The 15,695-nt window shown below is 75.1% G+C and carries 16 protein-coding genes and 4 pseudogenes; 12 read left to right on the top strand and 8 right to left on the bottom strand.

Going from position 1 to position 15,695, the window contains the following annotated elements; translation table 11 throughout:
* Nucleotides 1–14: 14 nt before the first annotated feature.
* Nucleotides 15–407: an ankyrin repeat domain-containing protein gene (locus MRQ36_RS32605; protein ID WP_242800760.1), complete on the bottom strand. Its 393-nt coding sequence runs from the start codon at nucleotides 405–407 to the stop codon at nucleotides 15–17.
* Nucleotides 408–465: 58 nt separating this feature from the next.
* Between MRQ36_RS32605 and MRQ36_RS32600 the strand changes: the two genes are divergently transcribed.
* The 9 genes from MRQ36_RS32600 (at nucleotide 466) to MRQ36_RS32560 (ending at nucleotide 6,481) form a co-directional block, all read left to right on the top strand.
* Nucleotides 466–843 carry a signal peptidase I gene (locus MRQ36_RS32600; protein ID WP_242800758.1) on the top strand — a complete coding sequence of 126 codons (378 nt, stop codon included), beginning with the start codon at nucleotides 466–468 and terminating at the stop codon, nucleotides 841–843.
* A 119-nt stretch (nucleotides 844–962) separates the two neighbouring features.
* The gene (locus tag MRQ36_RS32595) at nucleotides 963–1,415 is read left to right on the top strand and encodes a cysteine dioxygenase family protein (protein ID WP_242800756.1); all 453 of its coding nucleotides are present in this window, start codon (nucleotides 963–965) and stop codon (nucleotides 1,413–1,415) included.
* Nucleotides 1,416–1,459: 44 nt separating this feature from the next.
* Nucleotides 1,460–1,939, top strand: coding sequence for a rhodanese-like domain-containing protein (locus tag MRQ36_RS32590; protein ID WP_242800754.1), 480 nt, complete (start codon nucleotides 1,460–1,462; stop codon nucleotides 1,937–1,939).
* A 55-nt stretch (nucleotides 1,940–1,994) separates the two neighbouring features.
* Nucleotides 1,995–2,579 carry a winged helix-turn-helix domain-containing protein gene (locus tag MRQ36_RS32585; protein ID WP_242800752.1) on the top strand — a complete coding sequence of 195 codons (585 nt, stop codon included), beginning with the start codon at nucleotides 1,995–1,997 and terminating at the stop codon, nucleotides 2,577–2,579.
* A gap of 292 nt (nucleotides 2,580–2,871) precedes the next feature.
* Nucleotides 2,872–3,480: a winged helix-turn-helix domain-containing protein gene (locus MRQ36_RS32580; protein WP_242800750.1), complete on the top strand. Its 609-nt coding sequence runs from the start codon at nucleotides 2,872–2,874 to the stop codon at nucleotides 3,478–3,480.
* 68 nt (nucleotides 3,481–3,548) lie between these two features.
* The gene (locus MRQ36_RS32575; protein WP_242800748.1) at nucleotides 3,549–4,178 is read left to right on the top strand and encodes a uridine kinase; all 630 of its coding nucleotides are present in this window, start codon (nucleotides 3,549–3,551) and stop codon (nucleotides 4,176–4,178) included.
* A 262-nt stretch (nucleotides 4,179–4,440) separates the two neighbouring features.
* On the top strand, nucleotides 4,441–4,839 hold the full coding sequence (locus tag MRQ36_RS32570; protein ID WP_242800746.1) for a TraR/DksA C4-type zinc finger protein: 399 nt from the start codon (nucleotides 4,441–4,443) through the stop codon (nucleotides 4,837–4,839).
* Nucleotides 4,840–4,884: 45 nt separating this feature from the next.
* Nucleotides 4,885–5,757, top strand: coding sequence for a DUF72 domain-containing protein (locus tag MRQ36_RS32565; protein WP_242800744.1), 873 nt, complete (start codon nucleotides 4,885–4,887; stop codon nucleotides 5,755–5,757).
* Between the two features lie 295 nt (nucleotides 5,758–6,052).
* On the top strand, nucleotides 6,053–6,481 hold the full coding sequence (locus tag MRQ36_RS32560; RefSeq protein WP_242800742.1) for a DUF2267 domain-containing protein: 429 nt from the start codon (nucleotides 6,053–6,055) through the stop codon (nucleotides 6,479–6,481).
* Here MRQ36_RS32560 and MRQ36_RS32555 read toward each other — a convergent pair.
* Nucleotides 6,438–7,268 (bottom strand): DUF72 domain-containing protein, encoded by an 831-nt coding sequence (locus MRQ36_RS32555; RefSeq protein ID WP_242800740.1) that lies wholly within the window; start codon nucleotides 7,266–7,268, stop codon nucleotides 6,438–6,440. The two genes, MRQ36_RS32560 and MRQ36_RS32555, sit on opposite strands and share 44 nt — an antisense overlap.
* A 132-nt stretch (nucleotides 7,269–7,400) precedes the next feature.
* Between MRQ36_RS32555 and MRQ36_RS32550 the strand changes: the two genes are divergently transcribed.
* From MRQ36_RS32550 to MRQ36_RS32540, 3 genes and pseudogenes are all read left to right on the top strand, one after another.
* Nucleotides 7,401–8,873 carry an endo-1,4-beta-xylanase gene (locus MRQ36_RS32550; RefSeq protein ID WP_242800738.1) on the top strand — a complete coding sequence of 491 codons (1,473 nt, stop codon included), beginning with the start codon at nucleotides 7,401–7,403 and terminating at the stop codon, nucleotides 8,871–8,873.
* A gap of 140 nt (nucleotides 8,874–9,013) precedes the next feature.
* Nucleotides 9,014–9,304, top strand: a pseudogene (locus MRQ36_RS32545) (hypothetical protein).
* A gap of 18 nt (nucleotides 9,305–9,322) precedes the next feature.
* A pseudogene (locus MRQ36_RS32540) lies at nucleotides 9,323–10,570 on the top strand (cupin domain-containing protein); the annotation flags it as partial.
* Between the two features lie 43 nt (nucleotides 10,571–10,613).
* On the opposite strand, the pseudogene MRQ36_RS32535 reads toward MRQ36_RS32540, so the two are convergent.
* The 6 genes and pseudogenes from MRQ36_RS32535 to MRQ36_RS32515 form a co-directional block, all read right to left on the bottom strand.
* Nucleotides 10,614–11,276 (bottom strand): annotated as a pseudogene (locus MRQ36_RS32535) (hypothetical protein).
* Nucleotides 11,273–13,885, bottom strand: a pseudogene (locus tag MRQ36_RS32530) (FtsK/SpoIIIE domain-containing protein); the annotation flags it as partial. The pseudogenes MRQ36_RS32530 and MRQ36_RS32535, both read right to left, overlap by 4 nt.
* A 165-nt stretch (nucleotides 13,886–14,050) precedes the next feature.
* Nucleotides 14,051–14,326 carry a hypothetical protein gene (locus MRQ36_RS34860; RefSeq protein WP_374251062.1) on the bottom strand — a complete coding sequence of 92 codons (276 nt, stop codon included), beginning with the start codon at nucleotides 14,324–14,326 and terminating at the stop codon, nucleotides 14,051–14,053.
* A 68-nt stretch (nucleotides 14,327–14,394) separates the two neighbouring features.
* Complete coding sequence (locus tag MRQ36_RS34855) at nucleotides 14,395–14,793, bottom strand: hypothetical protein (protein WP_374251061.1); 399 nt, start codon at nucleotides 14,791–14,793, stop codon at nucleotides 14,395–14,397.
* A gap of 9 nt (nucleotides 14,794–14,802) precedes the next feature.
* Nucleotides 14,803–15,063, bottom strand: coding sequence for a hypothetical protein (locus tag MRQ36_RS32520; protein WP_007076395.1), 261 nt, complete (start codon nucleotides 15,061–15,063; stop codon nucleotides 14,803–14,805).
* Between the two features lie 223 nt (nucleotides 15,064–15,286).
* On the bottom strand, nucleotides 15,287–15,685 hold the full coding sequence (locus MRQ36_RS32515) for a hypothetical protein (protein ID WP_242800736.1): 399 nt from the start codon (nucleotides 15,683–15,685) through the stop codon (nucleotides 15,287–15,289).
* Nucleotides 15,686–15,695: the final 10 nt, after the last annotated feature.

The raw sequence follows: 15,695 nt of genomic DNA, 5'->3' as shown, positions 1-15,695 counted from the left end.
GTTCCGAGCGGCGGTCAGCTCCGGGCGAGCGCGGCCAGCATCTCCGGCAGGTCGAAGAAGCGGGCGGTGTCCACGGCGGACGGGCTGCCGTGCTCGGGGTCGGCACCGGCGTCGAGCAGGGCCCGGACGGCGTCGGCGTTCTTCCGGAAGACCGCCGCGGCGAGGGCGGTCTGCCCCCGGTCGTTGACCCGCGCGTGGTCGGCGCCCCGGGCCAGCAGCGCCGCCACGGTCTCGGGGTGGGCGTGGTACGCGGCCAGGATCAGCAGTGTGTCGCCCTTGTCGTTGGTCATGTTGACCGGCAGCCCCGCGTCGACGTACCCGGCCAGTTCCTCGGCGGCCCCGGCGCGGGCCAGGTCGAACATGCGGTGCGCGAAGGCGAGGGTCTCGGCGTCGAGGTCGTCGGTCATCCGTCCACGCTAGTGGGTCCGTCGCCTGGTAACTTGCCGACCCGGCACGGGAGGTGGGATGGACGACGCGGTGTACGTCGGCAACGCCGGGGTGGACGGGGCGACCGACGCCGGCTGGCTGCTCGGGCACTTCAAGCCGGCGGGCGACGTGCGGCACAGCGCCGAGGTGGAGGTCAAGTGGGGCGTGCACCCGGCGGGGGAGGCCCGGTCGCGCTGGGCCACCGGGGAGCGGCGGACGGCCCTGCTGGTGCTGATCAGCGGCCGGTTCCGGGTGGAGCTGCCGGATCGGACGGTGCTGCTCGGCACCCCGGGTGACTACGTGGTGTGGGGCCGAGGAGTGGACCACTCCTGGTACGCCGAGCGGGAGTCGGTGGTGCTGACGGTCCGCTGGCCGTCGGTGCCCGGCTACCGGGTGGAGCCACCGGTCCTGCGCTGATCCGGGCAACCGGAGCCGCGCACCACGTCCCACCATCCGGTATTGCCTACTAAACCTATAGGGTTTACCTCCTATGCTCGGTGGGCACGCGCCGCACCGTACCGGGAGGACGACCACCCATGACCGGCACCGACCAGTCCGACCTGCTCGCCGTCGCGCGGCGCCACGCCGACCCGGTCCGCTGGCCGGTCCCGCTCCGCTTCGACCGCGCGGAACGGTGGTACGCCCGCCTCGCCGTCGCCGCCGACCACGAGGTCTGGGCGCTGAGCTGGCTGCCCGGCCAGGGCACCGACCTGCACGACCACGGCGGCTGCGCCGGGGCGTTCCTGGTCCTCGCCGGCACCCTCACCGAGGAGACGGTCACCGCGGGCCGGCTGCGCCCGCACCGGCTCGCCGCCGGCGTCGGCCGTCGATTCGGCCCCCGGCACGTGCACGCGGTCAGCAATCGGGGCACTCAACCTGCGGTCAGCGTGCACGTCTACCGTCCGTCACTGCGCCGGATGACCCGCTACCGGCTCGCCGACGGCCGGCTCCAGGTCGCCGACGTCGCCGAGGCCGGCGTCGCCTGGTGACCGGCCACCGCACCCCGAACCGACCACCCGAGGAAGGACCGACGATGACCGAGACCCGTACCGACAGCTGTCCGGTGCCACCGCCCGGATCGCGGGGCATCGACGAGCTGCTCGCCGCCGCCCGCGCCCGGCTGACCCGGCTCGACCCGGAGCAGGCCCACCTCGCGTACCGGGCGGGAGCCCTGCTGGTCGACATCCGCCCGGCCGGCCAGCGGGCCGCGCACGGGACGGTCCCGGGCGCGCTCGCGATCGAGCGCAACGTCCTGGAGTGGCGCTTCGACCCACGCTGCCCGGCCCGGCTGCCGCAGGCCGTCGACTACGACGTGCCGGTGGTGATCCTCTGCCAGGAGGGCTACACCTCCTCGCTGGCCGCCGCCGCGCTCCAGGAGATCGGCCTGCACCGGGCCACCGACGTCGTCGGCGGCTTCGTCGCCTGGCGCGTCGCCGGCCTGCCCACCCTCGGCCCCACCCCGCCGCACCGTCCCTCGTCCGCCGCGCCCCGGTCACCGCCGGCCGCGCGCTGACCGTCACGCCGATCCCGGCGTGGCGGGCGCGACCGCCACAGCTCAGGAGGCTCCCATGTCCGTCGTCGCCATCTCCCCGCGCGTACCGCGGTGGCCGCCCCGACCGGGCGGCGCCCCGGCCGCGCACCGCGCCGACCCTGACCATCACCCTCGACCTCGGTCCCGGCGGCCTCACCCCGGGCTGGCCCTGCTCGTCGAGGTGCTCGGCGACCTCGCCGCGACCGGCGAGGTCGTGCCGCAGCACCCGGCCGCCCCGCCGCGCGCGGTGGGCCCATGGCCCCGCGCGACGGACCCGCTGCCTTCGGCCGCCGACGCGGAGTCCGATCGACAGGACCCCGAACCGGTACGCGTGCTGGCCGCCTCCCGGGAGGTCCGCCAGGGGGTACGGGCCGTCCCGCTGACCCGGATCGAGTTCGACCTGCTGCACTTCCTCGCCGCGCACCCGCGCCGGGTCTTCACCCGCGCGCAACTGCTCTCCCACGTCTGGGGCTACGAGCACGCGGTGGCCCGCACGGTCGACGTGCACGTCCGCCGCCTGCGCGCCAAGTTCGGCCCCGACACACCCCTGCTGACCACCGTGTACGGCGTCGGCTACCGGCTCGCCGACGCCGCCCGGGTGGTGGTCGAGCCGGACCACTGAGCCGCTCCTCGCCGCCCCGGGTCCGCTCCCGACCCGGGGCCGCGGCGTGCGCGGGGCCGGCCGTTCGGCGGGCCGCGGTGAACCGGGCGGGGACCCCCGTATCGGGTCAACTCACCGGCTCTGCTGTAATCATCTGGCCTCGTACGCAGAGCGAGCATCCGGCTCCGATGTGTTCGTCAATTGTCACATTCATGCAACGCAGCCGCCCCTTGACCCTCGCACAGGCGCCGGGAAGCATCGATGGAGCGGCGTCCCGGGCCGTGGGAGACACCCGGACCAGCCAAGGAGGACCATGTCGGTCAGCCCCGCCTCGTCGCGCGCCGGATGGCATACGTCCCAACCCGCGGTCCCCGGTCGTCCCCCCGGCGGCCAGCGTCGCCCCGCGAACACGGCCGCACCCGTGCTCACCGTGACCCTGTCCATCCCGCTCGCCGCGGAGGAGTCGCTGACCCCGGCGGCCCGCCGGCTGCTCGACGCCGCCCGGGAGATGCTGGAACGCGGGGAGGGCGTGGTCTCCAGTGGTCCCGCGCCGGGCGACCGGCGGCCCGACGTGGTGCCGGCGGGCCGGGCCCCGACCCGGCCGCTCGCGCCGACCATCCCGGCCCTGCACATCCTGGCCTCGTCCCGGTCGGTGCTGCGCGACGGCGAGCCGCTGCCGCTGACCCGGCTGGAGTTCGACCTGCTGCTGCACCTGGTCGCCCACCCCCGGCGGGTCTTCACCCGGTTGCAGCTGCTCAACGCCGTCTGGGGCTACGAGCACGCCGGCGTCCGCACGGTGGACGTGCACGTGCGCCGGCTGCGCGGCAAGGTCGGCGTGGACGTCCCGCTGGTCACCACGGTCTACGGGGTGGGTTACCGCCTCGCCGACGACGCCCGGGTCACCATCGACCGCACCGGCTGACCCCCGTCGCCCCGGTCGGCGCGGCCCCGCCGCCTGCGCCGACCGGGCCGGCGCGGCAGGATGGACCGGTGCGCGTCCGTCCCGTCACCCCCGAGCTGCTGGTGGCCGAGCTGACCGAGCGGTTGGTCACCACCGACGTGCCGGGACGGCTGCGGGTCGCTGTCGACGGCCCGCCGGCCGCCCACCCCGAGGAGCTGGCCGCCGCCCTGGTCGACCCGCTGCGCGCCGCCGGCCGGCCCGTGCTGCACGTCCGGTCCGCCGACTTCCTGCGTCCCGCCTCGGTACGGCTGGAGCACGGCCGCACCAATCCCGACGCCTACTACGAGAGCTGGACCGACGAGCCGGGACTGCGCCGGGAGGTGCTGGACCCGGCGGGGCCGGGCGGCTCCGGCCGGCTGCTGCCGTCCCTGTGGGACCCGGTCACCGACCGGGCCAGCCGCGCCGGCTACGTGGAGCTGCCGGCCGGCGGGGTCGTCCTGGTCAGCGGGGCGATGCTGCTCGGTGGCGGGCTCACCTTCGACGTCGCCGTCCATCTGGCGCTCACCCCGGCCGCGCTGGCCCGGCGGACCGACCCAGCGTCGGCCTGGACCCTGCCGGCCTTCACCCGCTATGCCGACGAGGTCGCCCCGGCCTCCTTCGCCGACGTGGTGGTACGGGCCGACGACCCCCGCCACCCGGCCGTCGTGGAGCGGGACTGAACCACCGCCGAGCGGGACGAGTCCGCCGTGCCGGGGCGTAACCGGACGCCGCCGCGCTGTCGGATGCCCGGGACGGGCAGCGCCGCGCAAGAGCGCACGAACGCGGTGGAAACTCGCGGAAATCCCCGGTTTGATCCACAGGAGCGACGGGTAATCGCCCGGCTCACAGAGCACGGGTGATCTCACCCGCGCCACCCGACGACACGGTCCGGGGCGCATCGTCGCCCCGGACCGGCGTGAGGCCCCAGGAAGGCAGGCAGCGATGCTCGTCCACGACACGGTGACCACGGGTCGTTCCCAGGCGGACACCGACCAGATCAGGCAGTCCCTGCAGTCGCGTTACGACGAGCTGACCGCCGAGTACGAGCAGGCGGTCCTGCAGAGCCAGGTGCTGCGGCTGGTCGAGGTGGGCGACACCGCCGGCGACGACCAGGCCGACAGCGGCACCAAGACCGCGGAGCGGGACACCGCGCAGTCCCTGCTGCGGACCATCCTGGAGCGGCGCAGCCAGTTCGAGCACGCGCTGGCCCGGCTGGAGGAGGGCACCTACGGCTTCTGCGAGGGCTGCTCCGCGCCGATCCCGGTCGAGCGGCTGGAGATCTTCCCGTCCGCCACCTCCTGCGTGGCCTGCAAGCAGACCCGGGAGCGGCGGGCGGCCTGATCGGCCCGAGTCGCCGGTCGGTCCCGCACCCGGTGGACTGCCCGCATGGGTGAGATCAGGGTGGGCACCGCCTCGTGGACCGACCGGACCCTGTTGGACTCCGGGTGGTACCCGCAGACCGCGGACACCCCGGAGAAGCGCCTGGCGTACTACGCCCGGCAGTTTCCGCTGGTCGAGGTGGACGCCACCTACTACTCGCCGCCTGCCGAGCGGACGGCGCGGCTGTGGGTGGACCGCACGCCGCCCGGCTTCACCTTCAACGTCAAGGCCTTCAGCCTGCTGACCGGGCACCCGACCCGGGTCGGCGCGCTCTACAAGGACCTGCGCCCCGACACGGAGAAGAAGAACGTCTACCCGGACGACCTGCCGCCGCAGGCGTACGAGGAGGTGTGGACGCGCTTCCTGTCGGCACTGGACCCGCTGGTCGAGGCGGGCCGGCTCGGGGCGCTGCTGTTCCAGTTCCCGCCCTGGTTCACCATCAGGCGGGACAACAAGCAGTACCTGCTGGAGGTGGCCCGACGCTGCGCCCCGCTGCGCCCGGCCTTCGAGTTCCGGCACGCCTCCTGGTTCGACGGTGACAACCGCGACGAGACGCTCGGCTTCCTGCGCGAGCACGAGCTGGCGTACGTCTGCGTCGACATGCCGCAGGGGCACAGGTCGTCCGTACCGCCGGTGCTGGCGGCCACCGCGGACCTCGCGGTGGTCCGCTTCCACGGCCACAGCGACAAGTGGACCAGCAAGGACATCCACGAGAAGTTCGGCTACGACTACTCCGACCGGGAGCTGCGCGACTGGGCGCCGAAGCTGCGCGAGCTGGCCGGTCAGGCCGAGCAGACCCACGTGTTGATGAACAACTGCTTCTCCGACTACGCCCAGCGCAACGGCGCGACCCTGCGCGGCCTGCTCGACGCCGGCTGATGCCGAATCACCCGGGGCGGGTGAGGGCCGGTCACCCGGCCGGCGCGCAGCATGGACGGTGTGTGCGGTCGCCTCGACCGACGCGACCGCCCGAGGAGGAGGTTGGCCATGACGGTGCGGGTGGTAGCGGATGCGCGCCGCGGCGGGGTGCTGCACGTGGTCGGCAGGACCGACCCTCCCCGGCGTGCCGAGCAGCCCGGTCGGTTCCGTCCGACCCGGCTCTGGCGGGGGCCCAGCGGGCCGCCGTCCCGCACCGACGAACGACGCCGGGAAACCGACGCACGGGGGTGGGCAGATGGCTGAGCAGCTGATTTCCGCGTTCGAGTCCTCGCTGGACAAGACCAACGTGATCCTGAAGGAGATCGAGGCGGCGTACGGCTGGCCGAAGGCGCAGCGCAACCAGTCCTACGCGGCGTTGCGTACGGTGCTGCACCTGCTGCGGGACCGGATGCCGGTGCCGGAGAGCGCCGAGTTCGCCCAGCAGTTGCCGGTGCTGCTGCGGGGGATCTACTTCGAGGGTTGGCAGCCGGAGAACGTGCCGGTCAAGCTGAACCGGGACGACTTCCTCTACGAGGTCCGGCAGGGCTTCCCGTACGACGTGGAGGGCGGCCCGCAGCGCGTGGTCCAGGTGGTGCTGGACACCCTGCGCCGGCACGTCACCCAGGGGGAGTGGCAGGACGTCAAGTCGCAGCTGCCGCGGGACCTGAACCAGCTGATCCCGTGACCGGAGCCGACCCGGCCCGCCCCGTCGGGGGGCGGGCCGGCGGTGTCCGCGTCACCCGCCGGCCGGTGGCCCGGGCCAGGTCGGCCAAGGCCACCGCGTCGGTGATCGCCGCGCCGCCCGGGTCGTTGTTGAAGTAGACGTACGCCGGCTCGGTGTCGTCGAAGGCGTCGGCAAGCCGGCGTACCCAGGAGGCCAGCGCGGTCCGTCCGTAGCGTGGCCACGGCCGGGCCCGGCCCTCGTGCAGCCGCAGGTAGCCGAAGTCGGTGGTCCGCCACAGCGGCGTCACCGGCCGGCTCAGCCGGTCGGCCCAGACCAGCGCGGCACGGCGGCGTTCCAGCACCCGCCGGGTGTCGTCGGTCCACCACGTGGGGTGCCGGGGCTCCACCGCCACCCGCACGTCGGCGGGGAAGAGCCGCAGCGTGGCGTCCAGGGCCGCCGGGTCGGCCCGCAGGTTCGGCGGGAGCTGCACCAGCACCGGGCCGAGCCGGTCGCCCAGCCCGGTGGCCCGGTCGAGGAACCGCGCCACCGGCTCGGCCGGCTCGCGCAGCCGCTTGATGTGGGTCAGGTAGCGGCTCATCTTCACCGCCACGCAGAAGTCGTCGGGGGTGCGGTCCCGCCAGGCGACGAAGGTGTCCCGCTCGGGCAGCCGGTAGAAGGCGTTGTTCACCTCCACCGTGGCGAACCGCTCGGCGAAGTGCTCCAGCCAGCGTCGCTGCGGCAGCTTCGCCGGGTAGAAGCGGTCCCGCCAGTCCCGGTACTGCCAGCCGGAGGTGCCGACCAGGATCATGCCGGTCTGATACCCCGGGCGACCACGCTTGACGCGCGCGGGCCCGACTGCCAGCATGTGGAAGCGCTCCCATCGGTCGATGTCACAGTCTCGTCACCACCTCCGGTGACCCCGACGAAGGACAGGGACCGCATGTCCATCCACCACCACACCACCGGCCGCCTCCGGTCCGGTCTGCTGGCCGGCGCGCTCGCGGCCACCACCGCCCTCGCCGTCGGCCTCGGCGTCGTCCACTCCGGGCCCGCCGACGCCGCCACCACCCTCAAGAGCCTCGCCGCGGCCAAGGGCCGCGACATCGGCTTCGCGCTCGACCCGAACAAGCTCTCCGAGACCGCGTACAAGCAGGTCGGGGACGCCGAGTTCAACCTGGTCGTCGCGGAGAACGCGATGAAGTGGGACGCCACCGAGCCCAACCGGGGGCAGTTCAGCTTCGGTCAGGGTGACGCCGTGGTCGGCTACGCCGCCACCGGCGGCAAGAAGGTGTACGGCCACACCCTGGCCTGGCACAACCAGCTGCCCGGCTGGGTCTCCGCCCTCTCCGGCGCCGACCTGCTCCAGGCGTTGAAGGACCACGTCGCCGGGGTCGCCGGGCACTACCGGGGCAAGGTCGTCGCCTGGGACGTGGTCAACGAGGCGTTCGCCGACGGCGGCACCGGCGCCCGCCGGGACAGCGTCTTCCAGCAGAAGATCGGCAACGGCTGGATCGAGGAGGCGTTCCGCGCGGCCCGCGCCGCCGACCCGGACGCCAGGCTCTGCATCAACGACTACAGCATCGAGGGCGTCAACGCGAAGAGCACCGCGATCTGGAACCTGGTCAAGGACTTCAAGGCCCGGGGCGTGCCGATCGACTGCGTCGGCTTCCAGTCGCACCTCATCGTCGGGCAGGTGCCCGGCGACTTCCGGGCCAACCTGCAACGCTTCGCCGACCTCGGGGTCGACGTGCGGATCACCGAACTGGACATCCGGATGCCCACCCCGGCCACCGCGGCCAACCTGACCGCGCAGGCCGCCGACTACCAGCGGGTCGTCACGACCTGCCTCGCGGTGAGCCGCTGCGTCGGGGTGACCACCTGGGGCATCACCGACCGGTACTCGTGGATCCCGGGCGTCTTCCCCGGCCAGGGAGCGGCGCTGATCTGGGACGACAACTACGCGCCCAAGCCGGCGTACCAGGCGGTCAGCGAGGCGCTCGGCGGCGTCGCCACCCCGCCCAGCACACCGAACACCTCCCCGTCGCCGACCACGCCCACCCCGGCCCCGAGCACGCCCACCCCGCCGCCGCCGACCGGTGGCTGCACCGTGACGTACGTGCCGAACTCCTGGAACAACGGCTTCACCGCCGACGTGCGGGTCCGCAACGACGCCACCAGCGCGCTCGTCGGCTGGACCGTCGGCTTCGCCTTCACCGCCGGCCAGCAGGTGACCAACGGGTGGAACGCCACCGTCACCCAGGCCGGCGCCCAGGTGACCGCCCGCAACGCGAGCTGGAACGCCGCCGTACCGGCGGGCGGCACGGTCAGCTTCGGCTTCCAGGGCACCCACACCGGCGCCAACCCGTCCCCGTCGGCCTTCACCCTCAACGGCGTGACCTGCCGCAACGGGTGACCACGGTCGGGCCCCGGCGAACCGTCCGTGTCGCCGGGGCCCGCCGTCTACGGTGGGTTAGAAGATCGCGCGTGGGGTACCACCCGCTGCACGACGAACCCCGACGCACGGCGGGGCGGCACACCCGAGGGAGCACACCCATGGCACTCAACGACGACGACATGCAGACCACCAGCGGCGGCGGCCTCGAGGGCCCGGCCGACGGCGGGGCGACCGCGGGCCGGCAGGACGGTGGCGCGGACGGTGGCGCCGAGGGTCCGGCCGACGGTGGCGCGACCCCGGGTCAGCAGGACGGGTGGCGCCGAGGGTCCGGCCGACGGTGGCGCCCACTCCGGGTCAGCAGGACGGTGGCGACGGTGGCGCCGAGGGTCCGGCCGACGGTGGCGCGACCCCGGGCCAGCAGGACGGCGGCCGACGGCAGCGCGAGCTGATCGACGTACCGACCTGCTGGCGGCCACGGCTGTCCGGCGGTTCCGTCCCCGGCCGCCGACGCCCTCGCCCGCCGCATCAGCGTCGAGCCGGCCAAGTTCGCCGCCGCGCACTGGGGCCGCGCGCCCCTGCTGTCCCGCGCCGCCGAACTGCCCAACCCGCAGGGCTTCGCCGACCTGCTCAGCCCCGCCGACGCCGACGAACTGCTCAGCAGGCGGGGTCTGCGTACCCCGTTCCTGCGGGTGGCGAAGGACGGCCAGCTGGTGCCGGCGGCCCGGTGGACCGGCGGCGGCGGTGCCGGCGCCGAGATCGGCGACCAGGTCCTCGACGAGCGGATCCTCCAGCAGTACGCCGCCGGCGCGACCCTGGTGCTCCAGGGCCTGCACCGGATCTGGCCCGCCCTGATCGACTTCGCCCGCGACCTGGGCACCGCGCTGCACCAGCCGTTGCAGGTCAACGCCTATCTGACACCGGCCGGCAGCCAGGGCTTCGCGACCCACTACGACACCCACGACGTCTTCGTGCTCCAGGTCGACGGCCGCAAGCACTGGCGGATCCACCCGCCGGTGCTGCCCGACCCGCTGGAGAAGCAGCCCTGGGGTGGCCGGGCCGACGAGGTCTCCGCCACCGCCGACGGCCCCGCCGCGCTCGACGTGGTGCTGGAGCCGGGCGACGCGCTCTATCTGCCCCGGGGCTGGCTGCACAGCGCCCAGGCGCAGGAGTCCGCCTCGCTGCACCTCACCGTCGGCATCCGGGCGCTGACCCGCTACGCCCTGGTCGAGGAGCTGCTCGCCCTCGCCGCCGAGGACGCCCGGCTGCGCGCCGGGCTGCCCTTCGGCACCGACGTGGCCGACCCGGACGCGATCGACGCCGAGCTGACCGCGACGGTCGAGGCGCTGCGCGACTGGCTGCTGCGGCCGACCTGGCCGCTGTCGCCGCCTGGCTGCGCCACCGGCCTGGGCCGCCGCCCGCCTGGCCCCCATCCGCCTGCTCGCCCAGGCGGCCGCGCGCTGGCCGCCTCGACGCCGACAGCCGGCCGCCCTCCGGGCCGGCCTGCACTGGCAGCTCGCCTCCACCGGCGACGGGCTGTCGCGCTGCGGCTCTTCGACCGCACCATCACCCTGCCCGGCACCTGCGAGCCGGCGCTGCGCGCGGTGCTCACCGGCGAGGTGACCCGGGTCGGTGACCTGCCCGGCCTCGACGACGACGCCGACCGCCTCGTCCTGGCCCGCCGGCTGCTCACCGAAGCCGTCCTCACGCCCGCCTGAGCACCGTCGGCCGGCGACCCGATCCGGGTCGCCGGCCGACGGTTCAGCGGGTCAGGACCAGCAGGGCGATGGTGGTCAGCAGGCCGGCGACCAGCACCACGATGATCGGGCGCGGCCTCAGCACCGCGTGCCGGCGGTCCGCCAGCAGCCGGGCTGGCGCCAACCCGAGCAGCGGACTGACCAGCGCCACCACCAGGGCCAGCACCGGTATTGCCGACGGCCAGGTCGTTGCCGTTGCCCGCGCCGACTGCCCGGGCCGCCGCGCCGAGGGCGTACGCCACCACGGACCTGCCGATCCGGCAGCCGGCCAGCAGCGGGTTGACCGAACTGGGTAGCTCACCTGGCTGACGGGTGCGGTCCAGCAGCTCCTGCACCGCGCAGCAGCGGCACCGATCACCTCGGCGTCCCGGGCTGGCCTCGGCGGGTCGCCCAACTGCTGGCCACCGCCGCCGAGCCGGGCCCGGAGCTGCTGCCACAGGGTGGCCGCCCCGGCGTCGACGCGCTCGACCAGCTCCTGCGCCTCGACCACGGCCGCCTCGGCGCGGCGTACCTCCGCGGTGGCCTCGGCGACGGCGCGCTCCGCGGCGGCGCACTGCTGCGCGTACCAGTCGTGCGCCTCGGCGCGCTGGGTGGCCACCCGGGCGGTCAGCTCGGCGAGCCGACGGAGCTGGGCGGCGTACGTCTCACTCGTGACCGGTTCGTTCATCGGGACGGACCATAAGGGATGATCACCTGTCCGGTGCGGTGCATCGCCCGGTCGAAGTAGAGCCCCCGCCACGGCCGGGGATACCAGTCCGGCCCGCCGCTGCCCGGATAGAGCGAGGAGCCCAGCTCGCCGCCCTGCACGTCCAGCGCCACCCAGGCCCCGATCTGGTCGGTGCGGGCGGCCGGCCCGCCCAGGTCCACCCGCATCCGGGCCACGCCCCGCCACCACGCCAGGACGTGCGTACGCCGTTCCGGCCCGTCGTGCAGGATCCGCCGCAGCTGCTCCAGCCCGCTGCGCCGACCGGCCCGCCCGGCGAGTTGACCCGAGGCCGCGTCGACCGCGTAGAGCAGCAGGTAGTGCGGCGTGCTCGGGGTGCCCGGCGCACCCAGCGAGTCACCCACCTCCGCCATCAGCTCGGTGACGCTGTCCTCGTCGTACCAGGCGGCGTCGTCGGCCAGGTCGGCGTAGAGCTCCCGGGCGGCCGGATCGGCGTCCGGGTCGAGGCAGGCGATGGAGAACCGGGCCGTGCCGGGGCGGTGCTGCCGGGCCAGCGAGCGGGCGGCGGCGTCCGGCACCGCGCACGCCTCGTCGACCCGGGTGCCCAGCACCGCCAGGTTCCGCCCGGGGGCGCGGGGCAGCCGCAGCGCCGCCGACCGGGCCTGCACGTCGATGATCTCGCCGAGCAACGCCACCGGACTACGCGGCACCCCCTCGTCGGGCGGGGTGAGTGCCCGGAAGTCCGGGGCGTCGGCCAGCCGGGGGATCGCGTCGCCGTCGAAGAGCCGGGCCGGCGCGGCGTCGGCCGGTCGCATCCGCCACAGCCGGTGCTGCAACTCGCTCCAGCTCTCCCAGTCGCTGGCGGACGGGATCCGGGCCACCTCGTTCCCCTCGGTCAGCCCGGACTCGGCGTTGACCACGGCGTGGTGCCGGGGCAGGGACTGCGCCGCGTCGTTGCGTTCGGCGAGGATGCGCAGTGCCTTGGGCAGCGCGATCCGCAGAGTGAACTGGGCGACCAGCGCGGGCCGGCCCCACAGCGCCTCGATGCCCCGGACATCCTGCGAGGCGAGCACCAGGTGGATGCCCTGCGACCGGCCCCGCCGGGCCAGGTCCTCCAGCAGGTCGGCGGCCTCCCGGGCGACCACGTCCCGGCCGGCCAGCAGCGCCTGGAACTCGTCGACCACCGCGACGATCCGCGGCCAGTGCCCGGTCGGGTCGACCGCCCGCAGCTCGGCCAGCTTGGTGACCTCGTGCTTCTTCGCGGCGTCCGCCCGGCGGCGCAGCTCCTCGGCGAGGAAGCGCAGCAGCGCCAGCCCGAACTCCCGGTCGGTGTTGACGTTGATGCCGACCAGCCGCATGTGCGGCAGCCAGCTCGGGTCCCGCCGGCCCTGCGCGAACCGGGCGAAGGACACCCCCTCCTTGAAGTCGAGCAGATAGAACTCCAGCTCGGCGGGGGAGTAGCGGGACGCCAACGCGCCGATCCAGGCGAAGATCAGGTTCGTCTTGCCGGTGCCGGACGGGCCGCCGATCAGCGCGTGCGGCGGGTAGTCGCCGAGGGTGAGCAGCACCGGCCGGCCGTGCGGACCCTCCCCGATCGGGGCGCTCAGGCCGTGCGCCGAGTCCTCCTGCCAGAACCGGTCGGCCGGCGGCAGCAGGTCGGTGAACGGGGCCGGCGGGGGACCGGCGTTGACCCGCGACGCCACCTCCCGACAGGTCTCGGTGACCAGGGTGGCCGGGGGCGCGTCGTCCAGGGTGACCGGCAACCCGGCCACCCGCGCGCCGTCGGGCTGCACCACGACCCGGGTCACCGTCGGGTGGTCGGGCAGGTCGATGCCGCGGACCACCAGGTGCACCCCGCAGGCCGCGCCGGTGCGGACCACCCGGTCCAGCTGGCCCCGCTCGTGCCGGTTCAGCTCGTCGCCGCCGAGCAGCACCGCCACCCGCCACGGCTCGGGCCGCCGGCCCGTCGCCGCGGCCAGCCCCAGCGAGCCGTGCTCGCCGGCCAGCACCGTCTCGTTGATCCGGCGGATCTGCTCGACCAGGTCGTCCAGCAGCCGGCCCAGCCCACCCGGGCCGACGAAGGTGAGCAGCCCGGCGGTGCCGAGCGGGGCGAACCCGGCCAGGCCGCCGCCGAGGTGCTCCGGGTCGTACCCGAAGAGGCGGACCGACCCGGGGTCGGCGCGGCCGACCGAGCGCAGCAGCAGCGCCGGCACCACCGCGGCGATGCCGTCGGTGTCCCCGCCGGCCAGGTGGACGTGCCCGGCGTCCAGCAGCGGCACCAGCGCGGGCACCGGTTCCGCGCCGGCGATCTCGACCGTGCTCACCTGCACCGCGCCATGCCGGCCCGCCCGGCGGGCGTGGGCCGCCACCGTGACCACGCCGACGCCGCGCCGGGCGCCCTGTTCCGCTGCCACCGCGTTCGCCGGGCCAGCCCGCGATCCGCGCGGTGTGCCGGGCGTCGATCTCGGCCAGGCCGGCGTCCGGCGGCACCACCCGCTCGGGGCATGGCGGCCGCGGCGCGCCGCACCCGGGCGAGCCGTTCCTCGCCGGCCGCCAGCTCGGCGCTGGCCGTGGCCAGCCGGTTCCAGGGCGCCCAGCGCCTCGGAGAGCATCCCGGACCCGGGTCACGAGCTGCGGCGTACGTCAGGCATGGCTCCTCCCGGCCGGTGTCCTGTTCGCGGTCTCCGGCGGCAGGTCCCAGCCCCAGCCGGGCCAGCAGTACACCTGTCGGGCACTTCGGCGCCGACCGCCGCGTCGGCCGCGTGCGGTTGCCCTGGTCACCGGTGCGCGGCGCGGCGGCGGCACCTGCACACCTGGGTCAGCAGGCTGTCCAGCACCGGCGGCGGCAGACCCGGCAGCAGGTCCTGCACCGCCGTCCACCTCCCGGGCGCAGCCGGCCCAGGTCGTCGGCGCGGGTGATGCCCGAGCAGTTCCCCGGCCAGCTCACGCAGCAGCGGCATGATCGCGGCCAGCCCTGCGTCGACGTCCGCGTGCGCCCGGCGCAGCTCCCGGTGCAGCCGGTCCCGGTCGCCGGAGCGCACCCCGCCGACCACCCGTGCAGCAGGTCCCGCGCATCCGGGACCCGCTCGTCCGGCTCGTCCGCCGGCTCCCCGGCCACCGGTCAGCTCCGCCACCCGCACCGCCCACCAGCGCCGCACCGTCGGGTCGGCCTCCTGCTCCGGCGGCACTCCCCCGGTACGGGCGCGGCGTCGCGGCGCGTCGTGCTCGGCCGGCGCTGCTCCGGCTTCGGCGCAGGCGCCCCGTCGGCGGCCAGCCCGATCGCCGCGAGGTAGCCGGCGAGCTGTTCCTGGGCGACCCGCAGCGCGTAGCCGGCGGTCTCGGCGTGCTCGGTGGCGGCGGAGAGCTCCGGCACGCCCATCGGGTTCGCCGACTCCTGCCGCACCCAGCGCAGCCGCTCGGCGGCCTGGCCGAACTTCTCCAGCGCCAGCGCGAGCGGGGCGAGCGGCAGCTCCTCGGCGGCGGCGCGGACCTGCGCCCCGATGTCCTCGACGATGGACACGGCCTGCGCCTACAGCGTCGAGACGTAGAGCTGCGCCTGCTCGACCGCGACCAGTGTCGCGGCCAGACACTCCTCCAGCTCCTGGCTGGCCTGGGTCAGCGAGGCCTGGGCCGCCTCGACCGTCTCGTGGCCGCTGCCCTCCAATGCGCCGGCCAGGGTCTGCTGCGCCTCGGCCAGCTTCTCGCCGGCCGCCTGCACGGCTGTCTGCCCGTCACCTATCTGCTGGAGGGCGACATCGATGGCTGCCTTCAGCTCGGCGACGCTCGCCACGGGGACCTCCTGGGGGCGGGGAGATCTCCATTACAACGCATCCCACCGGGTGAGCGAACATCCGCCCTCGCGGTGTTCCTGCCCCGGTGTCCGATTCCGTCGTTGACGTGCGCGAAGACCCGCCGGCCGGAACCGCGACAGTCCCGTCGACGCACCAACCGGTCCCGTCGGCGAGTCAGCCACCCGTCCCGCTGTGCGGACACCCGACCCGTCCGCCACCCGGTCAGGAACCCCGGCCGCCGGGCTCCGGGCGCAGCCAGCGGGGGCCGTACACCTCGGCGCCGAGCGCGCCCACCCGGGCCCGCAACTCACGGTCGGCGGTGACCACCAGCCGGCGGCGCTCCGGCGCCGCCGCGACCAGCTCGACCATCGTGTCGTCGCCCGAACCGGGCGCGGCGACCACCCGCACCCCGGGCACGCCCGGCACTCCCCGCGCCGCCCCCTCCAGCACCAGGACCACCTCCACCGGCGGGTCCAGCTCCGGCGGCACCCCGCGCTCGGCGACCGGCAGCAGGGCGTCCCGCAGCCGGGCCGCGGCGCCCGCCCGGTCCCGCCACCAGCCGTCCGGGCGGGACCCCACCACGTTGGCGCCGTCGACGATCAGCAGCGGTCGGCTCTCCATGGCCCCCAGC

Source organism: Micromonospora sp. R77, assembly GCF_022747945.1.
Taxonomy (GTDB): Bacteria; Actinomycetota; Actinomycetes; order Mycobacteriales; family Micromonosporaceae; genus Micromonospora.
Note: the sequence above shows the minus strand (reverse complement) of the source record. Positions and strands in the feature narration are given on the sequence as shown.